The sequence below is a fragment of the Streptomyces sp. 3MP-14 genome (assembly GCF_006334905.2).
In the GTDB taxonomy this organism is placed as follows: domain Bacteria; phylum Actinomycetota; class Actinomycetes; order Streptomycetales; family Streptomycetaceae; genus Streptomyces; species Streptomyces triticirhizae.
Genome location: NZ_VDLZ02000018.1, coordinates 37810 through 62276, shown reverse-complemented (window position 1 = coordinate 62276; position 24467 = coordinate 37810). Strand labels below are relative to the sequence as shown.

Annotated in this window: 15 protein-coding genes; 9 read left to right on the top strand and 6 right to left on the bottom strand. The window is 73.7% G+C overall.

From position 1 onward, the window contains the following. The first annotated feature begins 153 nt into the window (after positions 1-153). A complete protein-coding gene (locus FH609_RS26085) occupies positions 154-660 on the top strand; it encodes a hypothetical protein (RefSeq protein WP_139672825.1) in 507 nt (168 codons plus the stop codon). Positions 661-689: 29 nt separating this feature from the next. Here FH609_RS26085 and FH609_RS26080 read toward each other — a convergent pair whose 3' ends face one another. The 4 genes from FH609_RS26080 to FH609_RS26065 form a co-directional block, all read right to left on the bottom strand. Continuing rightward, positions 690-1196 carry a hypothetical protein gene (locus tag FH609_RS26080; RefSeq protein ID WP_139672830.1) on the bottom strand — a complete coding sequence of 169 codons (507 nt, stop codon included), beginning with the start codon at positions 1194-1196 and terminating at the stop codon, positions 690-692. Between the two features lie 4 nt (positions 1197-1200). Continuing rightward, positions 1201-2547, bottom strand: a complete 1347-nt coding sequence (locus tag FH609_RS26075) for an AAA family ATPase (RefSeq protein WP_139672833.1) — start codon at positions 2545-2547, stop codon at positions 1201-1203. A 105-nt stretch (positions 2548-2652) separates the two neighbouring features. Further along, positions 2653-4014, bottom strand: coding sequence for a 4-aminobutyrate--2-oxoglutarate transaminase (gene gabT / locus FH609_RS26070; RefSeq protein WP_139672836.1), 1362 nt, complete (start codon positions 4012-4014; stop codon positions 2653-2655). A 169-nt stretch (positions 4015-4183) separates the two neighbouring features. Then, a complete protein-coding gene (locus tag FH609_RS26065) occupies positions 4184-5539 on the bottom strand; it encodes an ABC transporter ATP-binding protein (protein ID WP_139672839.1) in 1356 nt (451 codons plus the stop codon). Positions 5540-5729: 190 nt separating this feature from the next. Between FH609_RS26065 and FH609_RS26060 the strand changes: the two genes are divergently transcribed. The 5 genes from FH609_RS26060 (at position 5730) to FH609_RS31265 (ending at position 16369) form a co-directional block, all read left to right on the top strand. Continuing rightward, positions 5730-8108 (top strand): ATP-binding protein, encoded by a 2379-nt coding sequence (locus tag FH609_RS26060; protein ID WP_139672842.1) that lies wholly within the window; start codon positions 5730-5732, stop codon positions 8106-8108. A 160-nt stretch (positions 8109-8268) separates the two neighbouring features. Beyond that, a complete protein-coding gene (locus FH609_RS26055) occupies positions 8269-9834 on the top strand; it encodes a PucR family transcriptional regulator (RefSeq protein ID WP_139672844.1) in 1566 nt (521 codons plus the stop codon). Between the two features lie 217 nt (positions 9835-10051). Then, on the top strand, positions 10052-11506 hold the full coding sequence (locus FH609_RS26050; RefSeq protein WP_139672847.1) for an aldehyde dehydrogenase family protein: 1455 nt from the start codon (positions 10052-10054) through the stop codon (positions 11504-11506). 172 nt (positions 11507-11678) lie between these two features. Beyond that, on the top strand, positions 11679-12029 hold the full coding sequence (locus FH609_RS26045; RefSeq protein WP_139672980.1) for a CU044_2847 family protein: 351 nt from the start codon (positions 11679-11681) through the stop codon (positions 12027-12029). Next, positions 12026-16369 (top strand): trypsin-like peptidase domain-containing protein, encoded by a 4344-nt coding sequence (locus FH609_RS31265; protein ID WP_193318067.1) that lies wholly within the window; start codon positions 12026-12028, stop codon positions 16367-16369. Before FH609_RS26045 ends, FH609_RS31265 begins: the two co-directional genes overlap by 4 nt. Before the next feature lie 49 nt (positions 16370-16418). Here the strand turns inward: FH609_RS31265 and FH609_RS26030 are convergent, their stop codons facing one another. Then, positions 16419-17504 carry a TRM11 family SAM-dependent methyltransferase gene (locus tag FH609_RS26030; RefSeq protein ID WP_139672851.1) on the bottom strand — a complete coding sequence of 362 codons (1086 nt, stop codon included), beginning with the start codon at positions 17502-17504 and terminating at the stop codon, positions 16419-16421. Between the two features lie 29 nt (positions 17505-17533). After that, positions 17534-20416, bottom strand: a complete 2883-nt coding sequence (locus tag FH609_RS26025; RefSeq protein ID WP_139672854.1) for a glycoside hydrolase family 3 C-terminal domain-containing protein — start codon at positions 20414-20416, stop codon at positions 17534-17536. 326 nt (positions 20417-20742) lie between these two features. Here FH609_RS26025 and FH609_RS26020 point away from each other — a divergent pair, with 326 nt between their 5' ends. From FH609_RS26020 to FH609_RS26010, 3 genes are read left to right on the top strand one after another with little or no spacing between them, the layout of a single operon-like run. Continuing rightward, entirely contained in the window at positions 20743-22413 is a 1671-nt protein-coding gene (locus FH609_RS26020) for an extracellular solute-binding protein (protein ID WP_139672857.1), read from the top strand. A gap of 34 nt (positions 22414-22447) precedes the next feature. Continuing rightward, a complete protein-coding gene (locus tag FH609_RS26015; protein ID WP_139672860.1) occupies positions 22448-23515 on the top strand; it encodes an ABC transporter permease in 1068 nt (355 codons plus the stop codon). Further along, positions 23512-24447, top strand: coding sequence for a carbohydrate ABC transporter permease (locus FH609_RS26010; protein WP_139672863.1), 936 nt, complete (start codon positions 23512-23514; stop codon positions 24445-24447). The genes FH609_RS26015 and FH609_RS26010 overlap by 4 nt, the downstream gene beginning before the upstream one ends. The last annotated feature ends 20 nt before the right edge of the window (positions 24448-24467 follow it).

Genomic DNA, 24467 nt, shown 5'->3' with positions numbered 1-24467 from the left:
CGGCGCGCGCGGCGAGTTCGGCGAGCGTCCGGGGAAACGTTCTTGCCCGAGTTCGCCGAAGTCGCGTAACGATCCGACCGTTTCCCCCTCTCAGCCGCGAAGGAACCATCGGGCCCCGACGAACGCCGGGGCCGGCGGCAGAAGGGACGCGGGATGAGCGGCGAGACGCGGCGGTCGGCGCTGGAGTGGCTGGCCTCGGCCGCACCGAGGCCGGCGGTCTGCCGGTGGGAGTGGGAGCGCAGCCCGGAGGGCGTGGCGCTGCTGCCGGCCGGCCGGCGGTGGGACGTGCTGATCCTGCCGGGGGTGTTGGGGGTGGCGACGCTCGACGTGCTGGCCCGGGTCATCGACCGCCCGGGGCCGGTGCTCGCCGACCGGGGGCAGCGCCGGGTCGGCTTCTTCGTGCCGCCCGGCACGGCCGGGAGATGGCTGGGCACCGGCGTGCGGGCCGCCGGGCACGGCAGCTGGATCGTGGTCCCGCACCCGGACCGCTCGGTGCCGGCCGGGCGCTGGCTGGTCCGCCCCGACGGCTCGGGCACCCTCAACGACCCGGCCGTCCTGGAACTGGCCATGCACGAGGCGGCGGCCCTCGTCGCCGACGCGACGACGAGAACCGGGAGGGCGAGCGGGGAGGGGGGCGGGGAGGCGGCGGACGAACGGTGAACGCGGCCGCCCGTGAAGGGGCGTGGCGCTCAGGGCAGTTCGGCCCAGGTGCCCATCGTCGCCTCCAGGGTCCAGACACGCACCGTGGCCTGCACTCGGCACGCGTAGAGATCCCGCTCGGCGACGATGCTGAGGTTCCCGGTGCCCAGCTGCCGGCGCACGGCGTGCTCGACCAGGTCCATGCCGGTGGTGCCCCCGTCGCAGAGCGAGGTCAGGAAGGCGTCGTCCCAGGTCCGTTGGTGGAGGACCCAGGGGGCCGCTCCCCGGGCGGTTTTGCGGAGCATCGACTGGAACCTGGTCGCGCAGGTGCGGCGCGCGGCCCCGTCCTTGACCTGGAAGACGTGGTTGCCGGTCTCGACGATGGTCGCGGTCGGCAGGACGAGTTGCACCCCGGCCGCCACCCGGGTCTTCATCTCGGCCACGACCTCGGCGTGCCGCGCGTTCCTGTGGGGCACGTCGAGCACCTCGACGATGACCGAGGTGTCGAGGAAGTCGACGACGGGCAGCGGGAGCCCCGACCGATGGGGTCTGCTCACTGGGTCACAGGCTCCTCAGGAAGTCCTCGATGTCGGAGGCGGCGGCCTCCCGGGGCCGGAGGGCGTCCGGCAGCCGGCCCCTGGCCACCGCGTCGCCGAGGTCGCCGGCCGCCATGAGGTCGACATAGCCGGGCAGTTCGGTCAGGCGGGTCAGCACGCTCTCGCCCGACCCCGGGTCCCTGCCACACACCACGACCCCCGAATGGTCCTCCGCCGTCAGGGAGTTGAGCAGCGCGGGGCTGTGGGTGGTGAACAGCACGTCGATGCTGCGTCGCCGCGACTCCTCCTTCATCAGGCGCAGCACGCGCGCGGCCTGGGTGGGGTAGAGGCCGTTCTCCACCTCCTCGATGACCAGGTGTCGTTGGGCGGCGGACCGCCCCTCCTCGCCGTCGGTGACCGGGGCGCTGAGCAGCGCGGCGCCGAAGGCCAGGAAGCGCAGCATCCCGTCGCTGAGCAGCCGGGCCGGAACGTCGTGCTGCCTCCCGTGGTAACCCGCCTCGCTCAACACCAACTGCACGTCGCCGAGCTTGGTATCGACGCTGCTGATGCCCCGGACGGGGTACTCGGGCATCCCCGCCACCAACTCCGTCAGCCGCCCGAACGCCTCGGGGTCGCTCCGCCGCAGGCCGTTCACCGCCGCGCTCAGGTTGTCCGCGCTGCGGCGAAGCTCGGTGTCGCGCTCGTTGACGTACCGCCGCATGAGATGGGGAACCGGGTCGAGCAGGAAGACCTCGCGCAGCACGGACAGGACGTCCGAGGCGGCCCGGTGGACGAGCTTGGTCGCCTCCGTGGTGGCCGGCAGCCGCACGGGAACCTGGCTGGTCAGCAGGCGGTCGGCGGCGAAGGGGAGGCCGGGGTCCCGGCCGCGCAGGCCGTTGAAGTAGCGACCGGTGAGGTCGCTCCGATCGGGTTCGGCCGGGTCGCTGGCCAGGAGCACTCGCCCGGAGGCGAGATGGCGCCCGCGTCCGCCGTACGGGGCGCCCTCGACGGCCGTCAGACGCTCGCTCAGGACACGCACCTCGGGGCGGACCGCGATCTCGACGTCGAGGTCGAAGACGGCCTCGCCGGACCGCACCCGGCAGCCGAGGCGGAAACTCCCGGCCCCCAGCGGGGCGCAGCCCTCGGCCCCGCCACGGATCGGCTCCTCGCCCTCCGTCCGTGGCCCGTCCAGCGCGTCCCGCACGGGTTCTCCCAGCGCCAGGCGCGACAGCACCATCAGCCCGTCCAGCGCGTTGGACTTGCCGCTGCCGTTGCGCCCGATGAGGACGGTGAGGTCGTGCAGCGGCAGACACTGCTCGGTGAAGCTCTTGAAGGAGGTCAGGCGCACCTCCTCCAGTCGGGGTGTCTCCACCGGGCACCTCTCTCTCGGTCGTTCCGCCCGTCCCGGGCAAGTCTAGGGACGAGCGGGACCCCGACCGTCGCGCCGCCCGAACGCTCACGCGCTCACGCGCCCGGGTCAGAGCTTCGCGAGGCCCGCCTCCAGGATGTCCAGGCCCTCGGTGAGGAGGGCCTCGTCGATCACCAGCGGGGGCAGGAAGCGGGCCACGTTGCCGTAGGTGCCGGTGGTCAGCAGCAGCAGGCCCGACCGGTGGCAGTGCGCGGCGAGCTTCGCCGTCGCGGCCGGGTCGGGCTCCTTGCCGCCCGGCCGCACCAGCTCGATCGCCAGCATCGCGCCCCGCCCGCGCACGTCGCCGATCGCCGGGAAGCGTTCGGCCAGCGCCCGCAGCCTCGGCAGCATGACCTCCTCGATCCGCCTTGCCCTGGCCGGCAGGTCGAGTTCCCGCATGGTCTCGATCGCGCCGAGCGCCGCCGCGCAGGCCACCGGGTTGCCGCCGTAGGTGCCGCCCAGGCCGCCGACGTGCGCCGCGTCCATGATCTCGGCGCGGCCGGTCACGGCGGCCAGCGGCAGCCCGCCGGCGATGCCCTTGGCGGTGGTGATCAGGTCGGGCACCAGGCCCTCGTCCTCGCTGGCGAACCACTGCCCGGTCCGGCAGAAACCGGACTGGATCTCGTCGGCGACCAGCACGATCCCGTGCTCCTTGGCGAACGCGGCGATCCGGGGCAGGAAGCCCCTGGCCGGCACGATGAAGCCGCCCTCGCCGAGGATCGGCTCCACCACGATCGCCGCCGTGTTGTCCGCGCCGATCTGCTTGGTGATCTGCTCGATCACCAGCGCCGCCGCCTCCTCGGCGCAGCGCTCAGGCCCGGTCAGCCAGCGGTACGGGTAGGCCATCGGCACCCGGTAGATCTCCGGCGCGAACGGGCCGAAGCCGTGCTTGTACGGCATGTCCTTGGCGGTGAGCGCCATGGTGAGGTTGGTGCGGCCGTGGTAGCCGTGTTCGAAGACCACCACCGCCTGCCGCTTGGTGTGATAGCGCGCGATCTTGACCGCGTTCTCGACCGCCTCCGCACCGGAGTTGAGCAGAACCGACTTCTTCGCGTGGTCGCCCGGGGTCAGCCGGGCCAGTTCCTCGCAGACCTCCAGATAGCCCTCGTACGGGGTGACCATCGCGCAGGTGTGGGTGAACCGGGTCAGCTGCTCGGTGGCGCGGCGCACCACGGCCTCGGCGCTGTTGCCCACCGAGGTGACGGCGATCCCCGAGCCGAAGTCGATCAGCGCGTTGCCGTCCACGTCCTCGACGATCCCGCCGCCGGCCCGCCGGACGAAGACCGGCATCACGGTGCCGATCCCGTTGGCCACCGTCGCCTGCTTGCGCGCCATCAGCTCGACGGAGCGCGGCCCCGGGATCTCGGTGACCAGCCGGCGCTTCTGGGGGAGTGCGGGTCCTCCGGTCAGTTCGGTCGTCGGGTCGCTCATGAGTGGACTCCTCGTCGCGAAGGGGCTGCATTCGGGCACTCCCCGGCAGGCTAGGGCGTGCCCGGCGCGACCGGCACGCACCACCGCGGAGTGGACGGCGCGCGCTTTTGGCCACTTCGTCGTGCGGCGCACCACCTCGTCGCGCGGCGCGTGCCGCAGGAGGTACCCCTCAGCGGGAGAACGAGGGGCGGCGCGGCGGCGCGGGGCAGATGCGCTGGCCTTCCTCGTCGAAGACATACATCTGGTCGAGGTCGATCAGCAGCGGAACCCGTTCCCCCAGCCGGGGTTGCGCGTCCGCGCTGGTGCGCACCACCAGGCCGTCGGTGATCCGGCCGGCGGCGGTGGGCGGCGGCGGGGCCGCGCCCGGCGGCTCGTTCCGCCGCTCGGCCTCCGGCCGTTCGGCGCCCTCGCTCCGGCTGAGATAGCGCCCGACCAGCCGCCGCAGCGGCGCCTTCCGCCCGGCGCGCTGCCCCCGCGCGCGGCGCGCGGCGGGCGGGCGGGGCGCCTCCAGACCCTCGACGCGCGCCGGGTGCGCGCCGGTCGAAACATGCACCAGCGACTCGTGCCCCTGGAACTCCACGTGCTGCACCACCCCGTTGAGCAGCGCCTCCGTCGGACGCATCTCCTGCGGGCTGGCGATCCTGGCCGCCTCCGAGCGCAACCCCACGGTGATCTCCCGCCCCATCTGCACCCGCAGCATCTGGTGGTCGGGGGAGAGCGGCTGCGGGAGTTGGATGCGCTGGGTGCCGAAGTCGATGTTCAGCCGGCCGTCCAGCGGCGCGTGCACGGCGGCCCGCAGCAGGTTGATCCTCGGGGTGCCGACGAACGCCGCGACGAAAACGTTCTCCGGCCGCTGGTACACCTCCCGGGCCGGACCGATCTGCTGGATCACCCCGTCCCGCATCACCGCCACCCGGTCGCCCAGCGACATCGCCTCCGCCTGGTCGTGCGTCACATAGACGGTGGTGACGCCGAGATGTCGGGTGAGCGTGGCGATCTCGGCGCGCAGCCGGGTGCGGAGCTTGGCGTCGAGGTTGGACAGCGGCTCGTCCAGCAGGAACGCGGACGGCCGGCGGACGATGGCGCGCCCCATCGCGACCCGCTGCCGTTCGCCGCCGGAGAGTTGGGCCGGCAGCCGGTCCAACAGGTCCTCGATGCCCAGCAGTCGGGCGGTCTCCCGCACCTGGTTGGTGGTGTCGCGGCCCGGGGACTCGATCTTCAGCGGGAAGCTGATGTTCTGCTGGCCGGTCATGTTGGGGTAGAGGGCGTAGTGCTGGAAGACCATCGCCAGCTGGCGTTCGCCGGGCGGTACCGCGTTGGCCAGCTCGCCGTCGAGCAGCAGTTCCCCCGAGGTGATGTCCTCAAGACCGGCGATCATGCGCAGCACCGTCGTCTTGCCGCAGCCCGAGGGGCCGAGCAGGACCACGAACTCGCCGGGAGAGATGTCGAGCGACAGCCGGTTCACGGCCACCACGTCCCGTGGATAGATCTTCGTCACGTCTCGCAGGGAGATGGCGCGTGTCATGCCGTTCCGCCCGTGGCTGTTCTTGAGTCAGAGGTGAGCCAGGAAAGTAGCGCACCAGTTGTCCCAGCGGAACGGTTTTGCACAAGTTGCCCCCTCGCATATTCCCCGGCCCCGCCGGCGGGGGCCCGGGGACGGCCGCGACGCGACGTCAACCCGCGCGCCGGGCACGGCGCTTGGCATCATGGGGACCGTGAACAGCGACGGCACCAGGGAACCATGGCGCACGCCCCAGGAGACGCCCGGCGGCACGCCGGTGGTTCCGCCACCGCCGGCCGCGCCTCCGGCGCCGAGGGCACCAGCGGACGAGGCGGAACTCCCGCCGCTCAAGCGGTGGTTGCGCGTCCCGCGCCCCGCCGCGCGCCCAGGCGTCTGGCGTCCGGGCCATGTGCCCAGGCCGCCCGAGGACCCCGACCGGCTCAGCGACCGCGAACTGCACGGCGGCGCGCTGCTGGCGGCGCTGACCGGCTGGCTGGTGTGGTCGCTGTACGCGAACGACGTCTTCGTGTTCGGCTGGGTGACCGAGCCGTTGGACTGGCTGGGCGTCGCGTCGTGGGAGGCGCGCGGCGCCCGGGTCGCCGTCCCCTATCTCTACGAACTGCTGCTGCTGGTCGCGCTGGTGTGCGCCTTCGGCCGGCTGGGCAACGCGCCCCGGCTGTGGCGGCGTTGGCGCCCGACCGTGCTGCGCGCCTGGTCGGGGCGGCCGGACATCGAGGTCCAGGACCGGAGGGTGACCGTGCGGGCGGCCGCCGCGCTGGTCGCGGCCTACGCGGTCTGGCGGCTGAGCTTCAACGGGACCTGGCTGTTCTGGCTCGACCCGTTCTACGGCGCCGTGCCCGACGACTGGGGCCACCCCATGACGGCCTACACCGTCGCCTACAACATCTACTACGTCCTCTACACCCTGCTCCTGGTGCTGCTTTTCGGCGCCCTCGGCGACTGGCGGGCGGTCTGGCGCCGCTTCCCGCCCGCCCGGCTCACCGGCCGGAACGTCGCGGGCAGCGCGCGGGAACGGGCCGAGGTGGCGCGGCTGACGGAGTTCACCGAGCTGCGGGCCGCCGGCGCCGGCGAGGCCGCCGAACGGCTGCTCGCCGAGGTCGACGGCGGCACCATGGGCGACCTCGACTACGCCCGCATCCAGCACGCCTGGCGCTCCGTGGTGGCCAGGCCGACGGAGCTGCCGGCGTTCGACGAGGCGGTACGGCGGGACGGCTCGGCCGCGTTCGTCCACCCCTCGGGCGACCGCGACCTGCCGGTGCGCGCCGCCCAGCACGACCTGCTCACCCGCCAGGTGCGGATCGGCACCGCCGTGGACGAGGAGCGCAACGCGCACGAGTACCGGGGCGTCGACATCGCCCTGGACCCGGCCCTGTTGAACACCTCGCTGCTGGCCGTGGGCCCGCCCGGCGCCGGCAAGACCGGGCGGGTGGTGCGGCCCGTCGTGGAGTCGCTCTGCCTCCAGGCGCTGGCCGGCCAGGCCGCCGTGGTCGCGGTCGGCAGCGCGGCCAGCGGGCTCGGACCCGACGCGGCGTTCGACATCGTGCTGCGGGTCGGCGACCCGGCCAGCACCCACCAACTGGCGCTCTACGGCGCCGCGCACGACACCGACGAGGCCGCCGCGCTGCTGTCCGAGGCGCTGCTGGGCGGCACCCAGGCCGAGACGCGGGAGGCCGCCGCCGCGCTGGTGCAGCTGATCGGCCCGTACCACGCGGCCTACGGCCGGCTGCCCGGCGTGCCCGAGCTGCGCGCCATGCTGGACGGGGCGCCCGCGCTGCTGGCCAGCCTCCGCGAGGACCTGGCGCTGGCCGGCGCCCACCACCAGCAGCGCGAACTCGACGCCAGGGAACGGGCCGCCGCCCGCCCCGACGACCCCGGGCAGCGGCTCGCCGACCGGCTGGCGGTGCTGGACCGGGCCGGCTTCTCCGTCGAGGCGGCGGCCCGGCCGTTCTCGATGGCCACGCTGGTCCACCCGCTGCGGGTCAGGATCGACCTGCCGGCCACCGGCCACACCGAGGCCGGACGGATCATCACCCGGCTGCTGCTCGCGCAGTTCACCACCGCCGTCGTCAACCGCCCCGACCGTTCGCTCTTCGCGGTGCTGGTGCTGGACGACGCGACCGCCGCCGTCACCCAGGGCACCGTGCGGGGGCTGGCGCAGCTGCGCGGCGCCAACGCGGGCGCCGTGCTGGCGCTGCGCACCCTCGACGACGTGCCGCCGGAGCTGCGCGCCGGGCTGCTGGGCGCGGTGGGCTGCCGGATGGCGTTCGCGGGGATCACGACCTGGGACGCGGAGCACTTCGCGCATGTCTGGGGCACCGCGTGGACCGAGGACCAGGACATCACCAAGACGCCCGACCGCACCGGCGGCTTCGTCCGCAAGACGGTGCGCGGGGTGCGGCGGCTGTTCACCGGCCGGGACACCACGACGGACTCCGTCACCGTGCGGCGGGTGGAGCGGCAGCGCTGGTCGGCGTCCGAGCTGGCGCACCGGGTGCCGCCGCGGCACGCGGTGCTCTCCACGACCTCGGCCGCCGGCGAGCCGGGGCCGCCGGTGCTGGTGCGCCTTGGCTGAGGGCCCGCGCCCGCGCGGCCCGCGCGTCTGGTGCGGCGGGTGGCGCGGCGGGTGGCGGCGGGTGGCCGATACCGCCCGATGGGGACCAACGGCCCATGGGGCGGCGTGACCGGCCACGATACGGTTCGTCATGACGCGCCCCGCCGGCCCTAGGTGATCCATGCGCCCCACTCTCGCCGCCCTCGTGCACCACTCAGCGCTTCGGCTTCGGGTCCTGTCGGGGGAGGAACGGCTGGACACCGAGGTGCGCTGGGCGCACACCAGCGAGATGAGCGACCCGACGCCCTATCTGGACGGCGGGGAGCTGCTGTTGACGATCGGCCTGAAGCTGCCGGTGGACGACGCCGAGGAGATGCGCGCCTATGTGGCGCGGCTGGCCGGGGCCGGCGTGGTGGGCCTCGGCTTCGGGATCGGCGTCAACCACCCCGAGGTGACACCGGAGTTGCTGGCCGCCGTGCGGGAGGTGGGGCTGCCGCTGCTTGAGGTGCCCCGGCCGACGCCGTTCATCGCCATCAGCAAGGCCGTCTCGGCGGCCATCGCCGCCGAGCAGTACCGCACCGTCACCGCCGGCTTCGCCGCGCAGCGCGAGCTGACCCGCGCCGCGCTCGCGCCCGAGGGGCCCGAGGCGCTGCTGGGCCGGCTGGCCACCGAGGTGGGCGGCTGGGCCGCGCTCTTCGACCGGGCGGGCGCGGTGACGGCGGTCGCGCCGGGCTGGGCCGCGCGGCGGGCCGGGCTGCTGGCCGACGAGGTCCGCCGGCTCGGCGACCGGCCGGCGCCGGCCAGCACCGTGTGCGCCGCGCCGGGCGGCGAGACCGGCGACGCGGACCGGGTCGAACTCCAGTCGGTCGGCACCGGAACGCGCGGCCGCGCCGTGCTGGCCATCGGAACGGAGGCCCCGCTCGGCACCTCGGGCCGCTACGCCGTGCAGGCCGCCGTCGCGCTGCTTACCCTGGTCACCGAGCGTTCGGTCGCCTACCAGCGGGCCGAGTCCCGGCTCGGCGGCGCCGTGCTGCGGATGCTGCTCAGCGGCGAGCCGGACCACGCGCGGGCGGTCGCCGGCCAGCTCTACGGCGGCCTGTTGGACGCCCCGCTGCGGGTGTTGGCCGCCGAGGGCGAAGATCCGGAGCGGCTGGCGGCTTTCGGCCAGCTCGTGGAGGGCGCGGCGGCCAGGGCGGGGGAGTCGGTGCTCGCCGCGCCGGACGGCGAGGGGCTGGTGCTGCTGCTGGCGGACGGCGGGGGAACGCAGGCCGCCTGCGCCAAGCACGCCGAGTCGGCGGGCGAGGGCCTGGTGCTCGGCCTGTCGGCGCCGACCGGGCTGGCGCACGCCTCGCTCGCCTACCAGCAGGCCAGGGAGGCGCTGTTGGTGGCCAGACGGCGGGGCAGGGCGTGGGTGGAGCACGACGACGTGGCGACGGGTTCGCTGCTGCCGCTGCTCGGGGACGAGGCGGTGCGGGCGTTCGCCGACGGGATGCTGCGGTCGCTGCGCGAGCACGACCGCTCGGGGCGCGGCGACCTGCTGGCCTCGCTGCGGGCCTGGCTCTCCCGGCACGGCCAGTGGGACGCGGCGGCCGCCGACCTGGGGGTGCACCGGCACACGCTGCGGTACCGGATGCGGCGGGTCGAGGAGATCCTGGACCGTTCGCTGGACGACCCGGACTTGCGGATGGAGCTGTGGCTGGCGCTCAAGGCCAGCGGCCTGGCGACCCCGCCGGGCCCGCGCGGCTGAGCGCGCGCCGCCGCCGGGCGCCGGGCAGGCAACGGTCCGGTGCGCCCGCCCCCGTTACGACGAAAGGGCGCGTCCGCCCGCCGCGCCGCTACGAACCGGACAAGAGGCCGGGCCGCCCGAACCGCCTACGGTGGGAAGGGCGAGCGGCCCGCCGAGGCGCGCCCGCACGCTGGGAGTCCGACAGAAGCATCCCCAACACCCGGAAGGGCGGACCGCGATGACGCAAGCCACCTCCCCCCAGCCGTTCTGGCTCGCCGGCCGCGCGGTGCGCGGCGAGGACACCCTGGAGGTCACCTCGCCCTGGGACGGTCGCACGGTCGGCACCGTCTCGGTGCCCACGGCCGCGCAGACCGAGGAGGCGGTGGCGGCGGCCGCGCGGGTCGCGCCGGAGTTCGCCGCGAGCCCCGCCCATGTCAGGGCCGCCGCCCTGGACTTGGCGCGCGCCCGGCTCGCCGAGCGCGCCGACGAGCTGGCCGAGCTGATCTCCGCCGAGAACGGCAAGCCGCTGAAGTGGGCGAAGGTCGAGGTGGCGCGCTGCCTCTCGGTCTTCCGCTGGGCGGCCGACGAGGCGCGGCGGTTCAACGGCGGCACCGCCCAGCGGCTCGACGCGGACGCCGGCGGCACCGGCCGGCTGGCGCTGACCCGCCGCGTCCCCTACGGCCCGGTGCTGGGCATCGCGCCGTTCAACTTCCCGCTCAACCTGTGCGCCCACAAGGTCGCCCCGGCGCTCGCCGCCGGCGCGCCCATCGTGCTCAAGCCGGCGCCCGCCACCCCGCTCTCCGCGCTGGTGCTGGGCGAGGTGCTGGCCGAGACGGAGCTGCCGGCCGGCGCGTTCAGCGTGCTGCCGGTGCCCAACGACGCGATGCCGGCGCTGGTTTCGGACGAGCGGCTGCCGATCATCTCGTTCACCGGCTCGGTGCCGGTCGGCTGGTCCATCAGGGACGCGGTGCCGCGCAAGCGGGTCACCCTGGAGCTGGGCGGCAACGGCGCGGCCGTGGTGCTCGGCGACTACGCGGCCGACGCCGACCTGGACTGGGCGGCCGAGCGGATCGCCACGTTCTCCAACTACCAGGCGGGGCAGTCCTGCATCGCGGTGCAGCGGGTGATCGTCGACGCCGCCGTGCACGACCGGCTGGTGCCCCGGCTGGTCGCCGCCGTGGAGGCCCTGGTCACCGGCGACCCCTCCGACCCGGCCACCGATGTCGGGCCGCTGGTCAGCGAGGACGCGGCGCGGCGGGTCGAGGACTGGGTGGGCCAGGCCGTCGCCGGCGGCGCCCGGGTGCTGACCGGCGGCACCCGGGAGGGCGCCAGCTACGCGCCGACCGTGCTCGCCGACGTGCCGGCCGACGCGAGGATCTCCTGCGAGGAGGTCTTCGGCCCGGTGCTGTCGGTGACCAGCGTGCCCGACGAGGCCGCCGCGTTCGCCGCCGCCAACGACTCGACGTTCGGCCTCCAGGCCGGCGTCTTCACCCACGACCTCCAGGCCGCCTTCCGCGCCCACCGGGCGCTGGAGGTCGGCGGCGTCGTCATCGGCGACGTGCCGTCCTACCGCGCCGACCAGATGCCCTACGGCGGCGTCAAGCAGTCCGGCGTCGGCCGGGAGGGCGTCCGCTTCGCGATGGAGGACTACAGCTACGAGCGGGTGATGGTGCTCACGGGGCTTGAGCTGTAACCGGGCGCGCCCACGGGGGAGGGCACCGGCCGCACGGCCGCCGAGGGCTGCCTCGCGTCAGTGCGGCCGGTGTCGCGGTGTGAAGTGAGTGTGAAGGGAGAAGAGAAGCCGTCTTCCCGTCCTCGAATCGCTGGCATAACCCAGGAAAGCCACGAGGGAGGGGAAGAACGCCATGCGGGTGGTCGAGTTGTCGGTGACCGAGGGGGGCACCGAACGCGTGCTGGTCCAGGTGCGGGAGTCCGAGACGGACGCGGAACCGGGCGTGGTGCCCGTCGGCAGGACGGGGGAGCCGCCCGTCAGGCGGGCGGCGCGTTCCCTGGACACGATGGTGGATGTCGTCCGCCCGATCGCCGAACGGTTGGTGACCCGGCTGTCGGACATGGCGCAGCCACCCGACGAGGTCAGCCTGGACTTCGGCATCTCGCTGACGGCCGAGGCCGACGTGTTGATCGCCAGCACCTCGGGGGAGGCCAACTTCTCCGTCACGCTGACCTGGCAGGGGCGGCAGCGGGATCAGTCTTGAGCACCCCCGAACCGGTGCCGCTGGCCGGTGGCGTCCTGCGGGTGCTGCGCCCCGACGGCGCGGTGGCGGGCGCCGCCTTCCTGGTCACCGACCGGCTGGCGGTCACCTGCGCCCATGTGGTCGGCACCGGCGACGTGCGGCCCGGCCAGCAGGTCGGGGTGGATGTCGGCGTCGCCGGTGGCCCCGGCCCCTTCCCCGCGACGGTTCGGGAGTGGCACCCCGACGCCGATGTCGCCGTGCTGGAGACGGCCGAACCCCTGCCCGGCACCCGGCCGGTGCCGCTGGTGGAGACCGGGGACCTCCTGTGGGGCCACCGCGCCAGGACGCTCGGCTTCCCCAGGCACCACGACCGGGGCGTGTGGCATTCGGCCGTGCTGCGGCAGCGACAGGGCAACGGCTGGCTCCAGTTCGAGCAGGCCGCCGACGGACGGTATCCCGTCCGCCGGGGCTTCAGCGGAGCACCGGTCTGGGATGACGAACTGGCCGCCGTGGTCGGCATGGTCGTCGCGGCCGATCTCGGCAACCCGGTGGCCTTTCTGATCCCCACCGCCCAGCTCGTGGCCGCCGCGCCCTCGCTGCGCGAGGTGGTCGGCCCGCCGTCCCCCTTCCCCGGCCTTGAGGCATACCAGGAAAGCGACGCCCCGGCCTTCTTCGGGCGGGACGAGGAGAGCGAACGGATCACGCGCCTGGTGCTCGACCATCCCCTGGTCACCGTCCTCGGCGCCTCCGGCTGCGGCAAGTCCTCCGTGGTCCGGGCCGGCGTGCTGCCGAGGCTGCGCGCGGCGGGCCTGGCGACCTGCGTGCTGCCGCGCACCCGGGACCTGCTCGGCGCGATCGCCACCGGCCTGACGGCGGTGGCCCAGCCCGAGCTGCGGGGCCGGGCGCAGCGGGACGAGGTCCGGGCGACGCGGCGCGAGTTGACGGAGGGCGGGCTGCCCGAGGTACTGGACCAGATCCGTGCCACGCGTGGCGTCGACGGCGTCGTCATCGTCGTGGACCAGTTGGAGGAGCTGCTGACCCAGGTGGACGCCACCGTGGCGCTTGCCCTGTTGTTCGGGAGCGACCCGCCCGAGGGCTTGCGGGTGCTCACGACGCTCCGCGTGGACCTTCTGCCGCCCGTGGAGGAGAACCCCCTGCTGGGCCGCGCGGTGCGGGGCGCCACGTTCCTGCTCCCGCAGATGACCGCCCGCCAGATCCGCGCGGCGGTGACCGGCCCCGTCGCCCGGGTGCCGGCCGTCTCGTACCAGGACGGGCTGATCGACCGGATCGTCGGGGACGTGGGGAACGCGGCGGGCGTGCTGCCGCTGCTGGGCTTCACTCTCGACCAGCTCTGGCGCGAACAGCGGGCCGGGCTGCTGACCCAGCGGGCGTACGCCCGGCTGGGCGGCGTGCACGGAGCGCTCGCCGAACGGGCGGAGCGCACCTGGGAGTCGTACACGGCCGAGGGAACGGACGCGACGGCCACCGCGGATGCCCGGCGACTGCTGACCCGGCTGATCCGGCTTCCGCCGGGCACCCACACCCCCGTCCGTCGGACGGTGCGCCGCGCCGAGCTGTCCGACGGCGAGTGGGAGGCCGCGCGCACCCTGGCCGATCAGCGGCTCCTGGTGATCGCGCCTCCGGCGACGGAGGCGGACGCCCGGTTCGGGGAGAGCGTCGAACTGGCCCACGAGGCGCTCATCAGCGGCTGGCCGAGGCTGAGTTCCTGGGCGGAGGCGGATCGTGACTTTCTCGCCTGGTACGAGCGGCTGCGTCAGGACCGGGAACGCTGGGTGGCGGCCGGGAACCCGGACGACCTGTTGCCGGGGGCGACGGACCTGGCGGCGGCGGACCGCTGGGTGGCGGAGCGCCGCGACGACATCGACGCGGCGGCGTTGGATTTCCTCGCCCGGGGTCGGGTGCGGCGGCGACGCCAACTGCGGCTGCGTCGGGGCCTGTTCGGCACGGCCGGCACGGTCGCCCTGGTGATCGTCGTGCTGGCGGCGCTCTTCGTCTCCCAGACCCGGGTGAGCGCGACCCGCGACGCGGAGTCGGACTCCCGGGCCCTGGCGGGCTCCTCCGCCGCCTCGCTGACGTCCGATCCGGCTCTCGCGGCGATATACGCGCTGGCGGCCTACGAGCGGGCGCCCACCGACGAGGCCAGGGACGCGCTGCTCCAGACGTATGTCACGTACGGAGGAACCGAGTTGGTCATGTCCGGGCTCCGTGGCGGCGTGCGGAGGATCGCGGCCAGCGGCGACGGACGGGTCGTTCTGACGACGGGGCGGGAGGGGCAGGCCACGGTGTTCCGCCGGGACGAAACCGGCCAGCTGTCCAGGGACCCCGTTCCGTTCGGCGACGACTACGCCATCTACCCCTTCGTGTCGCCGGGCGGGGAACGCTTCGGTTTCGTGACCTCCTCCGGTGCGCTCGTCTGGTATCCGTCGGACGACCTCGGCGACGGCCACGTCCTGCCCGGCCGGGATTTCGCGATGGACGAGGGGAGTTGGAACTCGGAGCAGCGGCGCATCGCCGTCTCCCAGGACGGAGATCGCGTCGTGGCCGCCGCTCTCGGCAACCAGCTGTTCCGCTGGGACCTGGGAGACGGCACCATGGCCGACCCCCTGACGCTGGGAGACGGAAGCGTCATCCACGACGTGTGGTTCGGAAGTGACCCCGACCATGCCCTGGTCGAGGTGGAACCGGACATCCCGCCGGAGGAACTGGGGGAGTCGGGCAACGGAGGGGCCGGCCACGACGTGCTCCGCGTCGACCTGCGGTCGGGCGAGACCACCACGGTCGTCGAGGACATCGCCAGCGCCACGTTCTCCGGGGACGGCACCACGATGGCGTTCTGCGACCTGGACGACACCCTGCATGTGGGCCGCGTCGACGAGCCCGTCCACACCTCTCTTCCGGACACCTGCTACCTCACTCCGCCCGCACTCGACCACACCGGCCGGTACGTCAGCGACGGGGTGCGGCCGCCGACCGTCTACCGCCTGTCGGGAGACGGCGAGGCCGTCACCCTGCCCAAGCCCACGGGGAACGTCCTGACCGCCGAGCACGAGGTCACCCCGCACGGAGCGATCCTCCAGGACGGTGGCCGCCGCTACCACCTGGTCGCGGCCCCCGACGCGGTGATGCTGATCGAGCAGGACCTCGCCCAGACCCCCTCGTTCCGTTCCTACGCTCTCCTCCGGGAGGGCGACCGGATGCTGGCGTACTCGGACGACCGCGACGGGGACGGGGTCTCCGACGGGGACGGGCGTAGCCAGCTGACGCTGTACGACATCGCGGACTACCCGGAGAGGCTGGAGGAACTCGCGGCGGTGGAGCGGTCGGATGCCACGTTCACTCCCGACCAGTTCCGCGTCGTGCCGACCTTTGAACCGGGCGGCCTGATGGCGGATGTCATGACCGGCGAGGGCTCGGTCGTGATCCGCGACATCGAGACCCTGGAAGCGGTCGCGGAGCTCCGCGTGACACCGCCGCCCACGGCGCCACATCCCAACCTGGTTCCCGGAGTCGAGATGCTGTTCCAGGCGGACGGCCGCCTGGTCACCCGCTCGGGGAACGTGGTCGAACGGTGGGACGCCGCCACGGGCCGGCGGATCGACCGCGTGGACCTCGCCGATCTGGGGCTGCTCAGCGACGACCCGCGGCACGCCGAGTCGTTCCGGATCGTCTCGACGTCGATGCCGGGCCGGGTGGCGGTGGTCAACGGAGGGCACGAGGTCCGCGTGGTGGACCTGAGTTCCGGCCGCGAGGTTCCCGAGCTGCGGGTCGACACGGGCGGCCCCGTCAACACCGTGGTCTTCAACGCGCACGACGAGCGCCACCTGATCGTCGTGCGAGACCGCACCGCCTGGGAGCAGTGGCGGCTGCCGTCGCCACGGGACGGCGAACCGGCGCACCGCGTGACCGGGCCGACCGCCCTCTGCACCGGCTGCCCGGCCAGCTATGTGATCGCGCCGACCATCCGGCCGGACGGCCGGTTCCAACTCGCCAGTGGCGGCGAGGTCCGGATCTACGACCACGACTCCGCCAACCCCGTCGAGCGATGGAGCGTCGGCCACGGCGGGGACTTCTTCGCCACCTCGTCCGACGGGAACGTCCTGTTCTATGCCCGGGGGTCCGAGGCCGTGGGCTGGAGTGACCAGGAACTCGTGTCCGTGATCCGTCTCGACGAGGTCGACGAGTGGCGCGACACGGCCTGCCGCGTCATCGGCTGGCTGACGATCACGGACGGCGAGACCGTGCGGGAGGCAACCGGCATCTCGACCGAGGGGCTGTGCGATCCGCCCGAGGAGGACGATCGTCCCGCGCCGCCCGGGGAGCCGGACGAGCGGACCGCCTGAGGCGCGCGTGCACGAGGTGGCACGCCGCCCACTCCCCGCTCAGTCCCGTTCAGTCCGCGGTGTCCCCGGTGTCCCCGGTGGCCGTCGGCCTGACGGCCACCACCAGGTCGCGGGTGATCGCCTGGTCCACGCGGTGGGCGAAGCCCAGATAGGGCTCCGACTCCCGCACGTCGAGGCCCGCTTCGGCCAGCAGCGCGGTCAGCTCGGCGCGGCGGGCCACCAGGGTGTTCCAGGAGATCCCGATCGCCCCGCCCGGGCGCAGCAGCCGGTGCCAGACCGGCAGCGCCTCGGCCAGCAGCGGCAGCGGGCTGCGGCTGCGCGTCGGCCCGCCGGCGTCCCGCGACCGGCTGCCGTGCTGCACCCCGTAGGGCGCGTCCGTCACGATCAGATCGAACGAGCCGGCCGGGAAGAAGTCGCCGGCGGCCGTGGTGTCCGCGTTGACGGCGGTCACGTCGATGGTCTCGCCCGCCCGGTAGCGCTCCTTGTCCACGCCGAGCGTGACGGCCAGCCGCCGCCCGATGGTGCGGTGGTGGCGCCGCACCGGGCCGAGGTCGGCGCGGTGCTTGATCCGGCTGTTCCTCAGCCACTGCCGGAAGAAGTTCTGGTAGGCGTCGAAGCTCTTGGTGTCGCGCTCCACGCCCGCCGCGTCGAGGCCGTACATCACCGCCTGGTTGAGGGTGGTGCCGCGCCCGGCCAGCGGGTCGAGGACCCGCAGTCGCCGCGTCAGCAGCCGCTCGGGCCGGGCGCAGGAGAACGCCGTCACGTTGAGCAGCAGCTTGGTGAAGTCCTCGTTGGTCTTGCCGACGTACTTCTGGATGGTGATCAGGTCGTCGGGGAACGCGTCCAGCCGCTCCACGGGCAACGGGGTCAGCGTCTCGCCGGTCCGCTCGAAGAGGGCGTAGAGCCCGGAGAGGTTGGCGAGCTGGGCGAGGTCGTCCCCGCCCAGCCGGGGCGCGCGGAAGGTCAGATAGCGCACGCCGCCCAGCGTGCGCTCCTCGATCTCCTCGATCCGCCCGCCGAGCACCGTCTCGTTCAGCACCAGCAGCTCGGCGCGGGCGAGGCGCGCCGACTCCTGGGCATAGACCCGGTTGTGCGAGGGGAGCAGCAGAAAGGCGTAGTCGTGCGTGGCATCCATCGCCGCGCACTCTATCCGCCGGGCGAGGGTCAGCCGAACTCCAGCCGGTCCACCCGCACCGGGCCGCGCACCGTCAGCCGCAGCGTGCGCACCCCGCCCACCGGCTCGGGCAGCGTCACGGCCAACGGCCGGTAGGCGTAGCGGTCGGCGCCGGCCGGCACCTCGGCGCTCGCCGCCACCTCGCCCAGCGTCACCGTCAGCCGGCCGCCGGCGCCGGTCGCGGCGGCCACCACCGTCACCTTCGCCACGCCGTCGCCCAGGTCGCAGGCCAGATAGCCGAGTTCGGCGACGCCGCCGTCCCGGGGCGTCACCGCGTCGCCGGCGACCTGCGTCAGGTCGACCAGCTCGGCGCCGGCCACCGTGTCGAAGTCGGCGGCCACCAGGCCCCGTTCGCGCACCGGCCGGGGCGCGGCCGGTTCGCCGGCGACCTGCCAGTCGACGCGGCAGCGGATGTCCCGGCTGGACGCCCCGACCTCGAACCGGTAGCCGCCGGGCGCCACCAGCCACCGGGAACGTGCCACGTCCCAGTGCCCCAGCGCCTCGCTCGCCGGGGCCCGCAGGGTGACGGTCACCCGCTCGCCCGGCGCGCAGGCGATCCGCCGGTGGGCCACCAACCAGCGGTGCGGGCGCGGGACTTCGGGGTCGACGGCGGAGGCGTAGAGCTGCACCACCTCGTCGCCGGCGCGGTCCCCGACGTTGGCCACGGTCACCCGGGCGACCAGCTCCCCGTCCTCCTCGGCGACGGTCAGCCCGGAGTGCTCGAAGCGGGTGTAGGACAGGCCGTGCCCGAACGGGTAGAGCGGCTCGCCGTCGAAGTAGAGATAGGTGGTGCGGGCCGTGATCAGGTCGTGGTCGCGGATGTCCGGCAGGTCGGCGTCCCGCGCGTACCAGGTCTGGGGCAGCCGGCCGGCCGGCGCGACGTCGCCGGTGAGCACCCGGGCCAGTGCGGTGCCGGCGGCCTGCCCGCCGTGCGCGGTCCACAGCAGCGCCGGCAGCGCGGCGTCCGCTTCGCCGACGGCGTACGGGTAGGAGGAGACCAGCACCAGCACGGTGTTCGGGTTGGCCGCGTGGGCCGCGCGCCAGAGCGCGTCCTGGGCCGGCGGCAGCTCCAGGGTGGCGCGGTCCTCGGTCTCCCGGCCGTTGATGTGCGGGTCGTTGCCCAGCACCAGCACCGCGACGTCCGCGCCGGCCGCCGCCTCGGCGACCGCGTCGGCGCCGGAGCGCAGCGTCTCGACGAGGAGTTCGGTGCCGTCCTCGCCGGGCGCGGCAACCTTCAGGCCCTCGGCGGCGACCACCACCGGGCGACCGCTCGCCCGATGGACCAGGAGGTGACCTTCGCCGTGCGGCTCCAGCGTGAAGACCTCCCGCACCACCCAGCCGCCCGGCTGCTCAGCCGAGGCGCGCACCAGGCCGTCGTCGGCGACCGACAGATACCGCCCGTCGGGCGCGGAGAACGTCAAAGCGCCGCCGCTCCAGTCGAGCAGCCGCAGCTCGGTGGCCGTCTCCTCGGGCCCGAAGGACAGCGGCGGCAGGTCGGTGCGGCCGGCGAGCAGCGCCGGGTCCAGCGCGCCGGCGTCGCGTGCGGCCGCCCCTTCCCCGGCCGCCTCCGGCACCGTCAGCCAGCCGTCGCCAGCCCGCAGCCGCACCAGATCGGCGCCGTCGTGCCAGCTCACCTGGCCGACGCCCGGGTGGGCGCGCAGCCCGTCCAGCGGGCTGACCCGGTGCAGCAGCGTGCCGCTGTACCAGTCCAGCTTGACCTCGTCGGCCAACGGGCCCAGCACCGCGACGGAACGGCCCGGCGCCAGCGGCAGCAGCCCGTCGTTGCGCAGCAGCACCACGGCCTGCTCGGCGGCCTCCACCGCCAACTCCCGGTGCGCGGCGGTGTCATGCGCCGGACCGTTACCGTCCTCGGCGTCCCCGGCGGTCCCGGCACCCTCGGCGGCGAACGGGTCGAGGTCCGGGTCGAACTCGCCCAGCCGGAACCGCATCGCCAGCAGCCGGGCGGCCGCCCGGTCGACGTCCGCCTCGTCGATCAGCCCGCGCTCCAGCGCCTCGGTCAGCCGGGCCACCGTGGGCGCGGAGTCCTCGCCGTGGTCGGTGAAGCTGTCCACACCGGCGCGCAGCGCGGCCGCCAACCCGGCCGCGTGGTCCGGGAGATACCCCTGGGAGCCGGCGATGTTGCTGGGCGCGCCGGCGTCCGAGCAGACCACCAGCGGCTCGGCCGCGTGCCGGCGCAGGCCGGCCAGCAGCGGCGAGAGATGGTTGGGCCGCCCGTTGACCAGGTTGTACGCCGGCATCACCCCGGCCACCGCGCCCGCCCGCACCGGGCCGACGAACGCGGGCAGCTCGTACTCGCGCAGCACCCTGGCCCGCAGCGAGGTGCTGGCGGTGTCGCGGTCCACCTCGTGGTTGTGCGCCAGCCAGTGCTTGAGCACGGGCGCGGTGCGCCGGTAGACGGGGTGGTCGCCGGCCAGGCCCCGGGTGTAGGCGGCGGCCAGGCTCGCGGTGAGCAGCGGGTCCTCGGCGTAGCCCTCCTCGTTGCGGCCCCACAGCGGGTGGCGCAGCAGGTTGACCGTGGGCGACCAGACGTTGAGGCCGACGCGCGGGTCCTTGGCGCGCATCGCCCGCACCTCGCGGCCCACCGCCTCGCCCACCGCGCGCACCAGCTCCGCGTTCCAGGTCGCGCCCAGCCCCACGGCCTGCGGGAAGACGGTGGCGCCGCCCATCCACGCCACCCCGTGCAGCGCCTCCTGCCCGGTGCGGAACGCGGCGAGCCCCAGCCGTTCGACGGCCGGCGCGAACTGGTGCAGCAGCGCGACCCGTTCGGGCAGCGTCAGCCGGCCGAGCAGGTCGGCCACCCGCCGCTCCACGGTCAGCGAGGGGTCCCGGAACGGCGGCGGCTCGGCAGTCACAGGGGCGTCCTTAGCTCAGACGGGCAGACGGTCAGACGGCGGGGGCGGCGCGCGGCGGCTCGGCTGGGCGGCCCCGTCGCGCGCCTCGAATTCGAAGCGCTTCGATGCTCGGTTTCTGGGACGCACCCTGTCAAGCCCCGTGCGGGAGCGCACGGTTGGTGCCCGTGTTTCCTCAGGTCTGGACCGGGGGAGCGGTTCCACATTTTCTCTGAAGCGGGGGTTGTGCGCCCCGCTGGCGGGTCTTAACCTCTGCCCAACATCGAAGCGCTTCGACCAGCGCAGGACAGCGGGTCGCCGAAGCCGCCGAGCCTCTGAAGGGTTTCCGCATGTCGAACTCCCCCTCCGCACCCAGCAGGAGACGATTCCTCGCCTCGACGGCGGTGGCCGCGGCGGCGACGGCCGGCGGCGTCCCGCTGCTCAGCGCCTGCTCCTCGGACGGCGGCGGGGGCGGCGCCGAGGGCGGCAGGGTGGCGGAGAGCGAGCTGGAGAGCATCCTGCCGACCTACCGCGCCTCCGACATCGCGGTCGAGCCCGACATCCCGGCCGAGAACGGCGCCAGCCCCGGCTACACCCGCTTCATCCCCGAGGACGAACTGGGCGTCACCGTGCCCGAACCCCGGGGCAGCGGCGGCGAGTTCCGCGCGATGACCCCGCTCTGGGGCACCCCGCCGCCCGAGGGCAACGACTACTGGACCGCGATGGACGAGGCCATCGGCTCCCGGATGGTCTGGCAGACCCAGGACGGCAACACCTACGGCGAGAAGCTCGGCGCCGTGCTCGCCGGCAGCGACATCCCCGACCTGGTCTGCGTGCCCGGCTGGGAGCTACAGGGCCAGATACCGCGGGCCATCAGCAGCCGCTTCGCCGACCTCGGCCCCTATCTCTCCGGCGACAGGGTGCTGGACTACCCCAACCTCGCCGCCATCCCCACCGCCGCCTGGGAGCCGGCCATCTTCGGCGGCGCGCTGCGCGGCCTGCCCATGCCGGCCCCGCCCATCGGCGGCGTGATCCCCTTCTACCGGCAGGATGTCTTCGAGGCCGAGGGCTGGGACGTGCCCACCGACGCCGAGGACTTCATCGCCTTCTGCCGGGACATCACCTCCGCCCGCAACCGCGTCTGGGCCTGCGAGGACATGAAGTGGTCCTCGCTCATCATCCACGGCGTGCTCCCCGACAAGCCGCAGTACTGGGAGGAGGTGGACGGCCGGCTGGTCAACCGCTACGAGACCGACGCCTATCTGGAGGCACTGGACTGGACCCGGCGCCTCTTCGAGGCCGGCGTGGTCCACCCCGACGCGGTGGCCGCCCAGGGCGACGCGCTGGTCCGCTTCACCTCCGGCGAGTCGCTGATGTTCAACCAGGGCCAGGGCGTCTGGCACAACACGCTGACCGAACAGCGCGCCGCCAACCCCGAGTTCCGGATGAACGCGTTCGACTACTTCGGCGTGGACGGCGCGGACCCGGTGCTGTACGCGGGCAACGGCTCCAGCATCTGGACGTTCGTCAACAAGGACCTCCCCGAGGACCGGGTCCGCGAGGCCCTGGAGATCGCCAACTTCTGCGCCGCGCCCTACGGCACCCGGGAACACCTGCTGCGCACCTACGGCGTCCAGGACGTGCACTACACCGTCGAGGGCGACCAGCGCATCCGCACCCCGCAGGGCGAGGAGGAGGTCGTGCCGGAGACCTACACCTTCATCGCCACGCCGGGACACTTCATCGCCGCGCCCGACGTGCCGCAGCTGGTGGAGGACTGGACCGGGTGGATGCGGCGGCACATGCCCTTCGTCAAGGAGGCGATGTTCTTCGGCCGCCAGGTCCAGGAGCCCGACCAGTTCACCAACCTCAGCGACCAGTTCGAGGACCTGGAGGACGACGTGGTGCGCGGCCGGCGCTCGATCAGCGACCTCCAGGACGCGGTCGCCGAGTGGCGCCGCAACGGCGGCGACGGCCTGCGCGACTGGTACCAGCGGCTGCGCGACGACGAGTCCGCCTGACCGACCGGCCCACGACCCAACCCGAGGAGCCCCCGTGTCACCCAGCACGGTCCCCCGGCCGGCCCCGCCGCGCCGGAAGCGGTCGGACCGGCCGGCCCGACCCGCCCGCCGGGGCCGGCCCGTCGCCCGCCCGCGCGCCACCCGCAGGGGCGACCCCCGCCTCGAAGGCGGCATCGGCTTCCGCCACCGGCTGCGCCGGGACCGGACGCTGATCCTGATGACGCTGCCCTGCGTCGCGCTGCTGCTGGTCTTCGCCTACATCCCGATCGCCGGCAACGTCATCGCCTTCCAGTTCTTCAGCCCCTACGCCGGCGACGGCTTCTTCGACTCCATGGCCAACAGCGCCTGGGTGGGCCTGGAGCAGTTCGAACGGATGGTCAACGACAGCTACTTCTGGGACGCCGTCCAGAACACGCTGGTCTTCTCCGGCCTCCAGCTGTTCTTCTTCTTTCCCATCCCGATCGCGCTCGCGATCCTGATCAACAGCATCCTGCACAGCAAGGTCAGGGCCTGGGCGCAGGCCGTGCTCTACCTGCCGCACTTCTTCTCCTGGGTGCTGGTCATCACCGTCTTCCAACAGATCCTCGGCGGCGCCGGGCTGGTCGCCCAGACGCTGCGGGAGAACGGCTGGGACGACGGCTTCGACCTGATGACCAACCCCGGCTTCTTCAAGTTCCTCATCACCTTCCAGGCCATCTGGAAGGACGCCGGCTGGGGCATCATCGTCTTCCTCGCCGCGCTCTCCACCGTCAACCAGGAGCTGTACGAGTCGGCCGCCGTCGACGGCGCCGGCCGCTGGCGCCGGATCTGGCATGTGACGCTGCCCGCGCTGCGCCCGGTGATCGCGCTGCTGCTGGTGCTCCAGGTCGGCAACATGCTCACCGTCGGCATGGAGCAGTTCATGATCCAACGCACCGCCGTCGGCCCAGGCGCCTCCGAGGTGCTGGACACCTACGTGTGGAACACCGGCATCCAGAACGGCCAGTTCAGCTACGCGGCGGCCATCGGCATCGTCAAGGGCGTCTTCAGCCTGGCCCTGGTGCTGGCCGCCAACCGAGTCGCCCACGCGATGGGTGAGCAGGGGGTGTACAAGCGGTCATGACCCAGACCAGCGTCCTCGTGGAGGACGACGAGGAGACCGGGAAGCGCCGCCGGCCGCCCTGGGAGGAGCCGCCCACCCGGGTCGGGCTCACCGCCAAGGGCGCCATCCTCTCCATCGCCCTGCTCGCCGTGCTCTTCCCGCTGTGGATCGTGGTGGTCACCAGCCTGTCGGACGCCGAGACCATCTCGAAGGCCGGCGGCCTCGTGGTCTGGCCCGACGGCTTCAGCCTCGCCGCCTACCGGGAGCTGCTCTCCGGCGGCCAGGTCGCCCGCTCCATGGTGATCGCCGTCGGCATCACCCTGGTCGGCACCACCTTCAGCATGGTCGTCTCGGTGCTGGCCGCCTACGGCCTGTCCCGGCTCGGCTCGCTGTGGCACCGGCCGCTGCTGATGACGCTGCTGGCCACCATGTTCTTCGGCGGCGCCGGGCTCATCCCCACCTATCTGCTGATCCAGACCCTCGGCCTGATGAACAGCTACGCCGCGCTGATCCTGCCGATGGCGGTCAACGTCTTCAACATCCTGGTGCTGCGCGCGTTCTTCATGAACGTCGGCCAGGAGATCGTGGACAGCGCCCGCATCGACGGCGCCGGCGAGTTCCGCATCCTGATGACCATCGTGCTGCCGCTCTCCCGCGCGGTGCTCGCGGTGATCTCCCTCTTCTACGCGGTCGGCTACTGGAGCAACTGGTTCAACGGCTTCATCTACATCCAGGACCAGGAGAAGCTCCCGCTCCAGAACGTCCTCCAGCAGATCGTGATCGAGGGCGAGCGCCCCGCCGGCATGGCCCAGGTGATCGGCACCGGGCAGATCCCCAGCCTGGCCGTGCAGACCGCCGTGATGGTGCTGGCCCTGCTGCCGGTCGCCGTGCTCTCCCCGTTCGTCCAACGCCACTTCAAGAAGGGCATGTTGATCGGCGCCGTCAAGGGCTGAGCGCCCCCGAGCACCCCGTC